1 pseudogene is annotated in these 3,332 nt (G+C 66.1%); it reads right to left on the minus strand.

Going from position 1 to position 3,332, the window contains the following annotated elements:
* Positions 1 to 3,184 (minus strand): annotated as a pseudogene (locus tag ACGF5C_RS34240) (hypothetical protein); the annotation flags it as partial.
* Between the last annotated feature and the right edge of the window lie 148 nt (positions 3,185 to 3,332).

Consider the following 3,332-nt stretch of genomic DNA (forward strand, 5'->3'; position numbering starts at 1 on the left):
CGTCCTTCGCCACCTCCACAGACGGCGGCTCACCCGCCGCCCACTCCGACGGCAACACACCCTTCCCACCACCCGAGAACGAACCACCCCCCACACGACCCCACTCAAACGCCGCCGCACCACCAGGCAACGACGACCCACCCCCAGCGCCCGGCCCATCCCCGGCGCTCGGACGCTGCCTGGTCGGGTCGCCGCTGCTGCCAGGCACCCCGTCCCCGGTGCGCGGGCGCTTTTCGAGTGGCCCCGCCGGCCATTCCGGCACAGCTGGGCGTTTGCCGCTGTCGGTCTTCTCCCGCTGCTTCTTGAACTCGTCGAACCACTCGTTCGACATGTTCGTGTCGATGAGCCGGTGGGCGTATCCGGACCGGTCGGCCAACGGCGCCTTGACCGCGGCGAAGACACTCGTGACGACGTTCGACCCCTCCAGCCGGAGAAATCGGCCGACCCGCAGGGCGACCCCCGTCCCAGGAGAGAGATCCACCTCCCGCCCGTCCAGCGTCCTGCCCGAGTTGTCATCGCCGAGCGTGAGCGGCAACGGGTGGGGCGTGCGCTTGTCCTCCTGCATCACGAGATCGATGGACACTTCGTCGAGAAGCGGCGGCGGCTCGATTGATTCCCACAGCGCCAGCGTGCGCAGCCACTCGATGTCGTAAGCGGTGGGCGGCGGCGAGGACAACTCCAGGTACAGGGGCGCTCCCGTGCCGTTCCTTCCGGCCGGTGCTTCCAGGACCGCCAGGGGTTGACCATCCATCCCGTACCCGAGCCGGAAACGCCCCTCCTTCAACTCCGCGGCGATGACCGGCGGAAGCCCGTCAGCCACCTCGACCGGTGGAATCGTGACTCTCTGGCCGCCGAAGGTGATGTTATTAAATACTCCGCTTTCGCTCACCGGCACCGTGATGTGGTAGAGATTGCCGAACTTCCACCGATCGGCGGTCTCCCACACCGGGCCGGCTGCCATGCTCCGCAGTTCGGCCAGCTCGCTGTCGGTGAACCTGCGGGCGAACTCCTGGTAGACGAACCTCTCGGTGCCGTCGGGCGCGGTGTACGGGATTCTGGCGATAGCGATACTGAGACCTTCGCCATCAACCTTTCCGACAACGACAGCGACCCTGTCGCCCGCGACGGCGACCCGACCGACATATTCGAGGAACACGTCGTTGTCGCCGACCCGGAACTGAAGATATGGGCGACCCCCGATGTCCTCGACGGGGACGGGGACGGTGAATGGGTCTTGCAGGTTCCAACGATTCTCGTCTTCCCACTTGCTGTCCTCGCGGAGGGCGTCGACGTATCGGCGGTGCTCTTCGAGCACCTCGATGTGCCGGCGGGGGGAGCTGGGGCGTTGACGGACGGCCGCGAGGTTCCGATCGAATGTGTCCCGCAGAAGCGACCAGTGGCGGTTCGTCGTGTTCTGTTCCGCCGCGTCGACTTCGGCTTTCAGCACATCGAGCGCCTCGTCGAACACGGCATCCAGTCGGCGCAGTTCGGTGAGGGCCGTCGGTGACGGGAAACCCTCGACGATGCGGGCATCGTGTGGGTCACGAGGCTGGCCGAGGTGGTAGGCGCCGTTCAAGAAGACGACTGGTTGCGGTTTGGCGCCGTCATCGGACGGCGGACCGATGACGTGCGGGGCACCGAACGGGTGGTGGACCTCCATCGGCAGACCCAACCCCCAGGCCACGATGTGGGGAACCACATGCACAACGTCGGGATAGCCGGGCTGGCGGTGTACGAGTTTGTTGAGCAGGTGCCGGTGCAGGGTCTCCCGTCGCTGCTCGGACATGTTCTCCGGATAAGGGAGAAATGCTCTGAACATCGACTGCTCGCCCCGGCGGAGGTCGGCGTCCAGGTGGCGGGCCACCAGCACGCCCAGTTCAGCCACGGTGGTGACGCCCGCCTGCGCCAACAGCTCTCCATGGGTTTTCAACACCGTCCCGTAGAAGACGTCGAGCGGCCCCGCGTCGCCCTCCGCGCGATCGATGTGGAAAACCGAATGCGCCCACTGCTCGAATGCCGCCAACTCGCTGCGGGTTTCCCCGGCCGACAACTGCCCGATCGCCGACTCAACTTTCGACCGCCGGGCCTCCGCCGCCCTTTCCACCAGCCTGGTCAGATCCGCCGCCGTGAGTCTGGTGGCGAACTCCTGGTACATGAAGGTTTCGGTTCCGTCGGGCGCGGTGTACGGGACTCTGGCCTCAGCGACGACATCTTCGCCGTCCATCCAGAAATCGACAGGGATCGTGTCGCCCAGGATGGAGATGGAGTGGAGCGAGCTGATACGCAGAACCTTGCCGCCCACCTCCATCATCAACTGTGCATTCTGGTTACCTTGGACCCGGACGGTGACGTAATGGGTGAACCAACCCGTTTGAGGCCTTCGGCTCTCGTCTTTCCAGCCGCTGGTCCGGCGGATGTGATAGAGGTACCGGCGGTGTTCTGTCAGGATGTCGGCCTGGCGTTGGGGCGATTCGGGGCGTTGACGGATGACCGCGAGCTTACGCTGGAACGCTTCCTGCAGGGCGGGCCAGTGTCTGTTGGCCGGACGAGGGTCCTGTTCCGCCTCGTTGATTTGCGCCTGCAGCAGACCGAGTGCCTGGTCGAACAGTCCATCCAGTCGCTGCTTCTCGTCGTCCGATATTGACGTCCGCTCGGGGCCCTCGGCGAGGCGGCCAGCGCGTTCGGCATCGGCTGGGTCAGGTAGCTGGCCGAGGTAGAAGGCGCCATCGTAGAAGACGACCGGATACGGGTCGGCACCAGCATCGGACTCCGGGCCGATGCCGTCCGGGGCGCCGAACGGTTGGTAGATGCGCAGCTGGGGCAACTGCCGGGCCAGGATACGGACAACCACAGGCGCGACGTCGTAATCGCCGTTCTGGTGGTTCGCGACCTTGTCGATCCAGTTCCGGTGCAGGTCCTCTCGCCGCTGCTCGGACATGACCTCCGGATACGGAAACAACTCCCTGAACTCCGACGCGTCACCCAGGCGGAGCTCGGCGGCCAGGCTGCTGGCCGCCCACCCGCGCAGTCCGTTCGGGATGCGGTCGAGCTTCAAGTCCGCCAACTGCTGGCTGAAGGTGCGCAACACCGAGTAGAAGTCTGACTTCGGTCCGACCCCCGCGAGATCGATTCCGAGCACCTCGCTCGTCCACCGCACGAAATTCTGCTCGTCGCGTTTGCCCACGGCCGACAACTGTCTGATCGCCGAGGCCACTGTCCGCGACGAGTCCGGCGCTACACCGCCGGACCCACCGACCGCCGGCGCCCCACCCGACCCCGGGCCTGTCAGCACCCCCGCCTGCCCCGAGACCGCCAGGGCCGCGGTGATCTTG

Source organism: Micromonospora sp. NPDC047620, from assembly GCF_043205005.1.
GTDB lineage: Bacteria > Actinomycetota > Actinomycetes > Mycobacteriales > Micromonosporaceae > Micromonospora.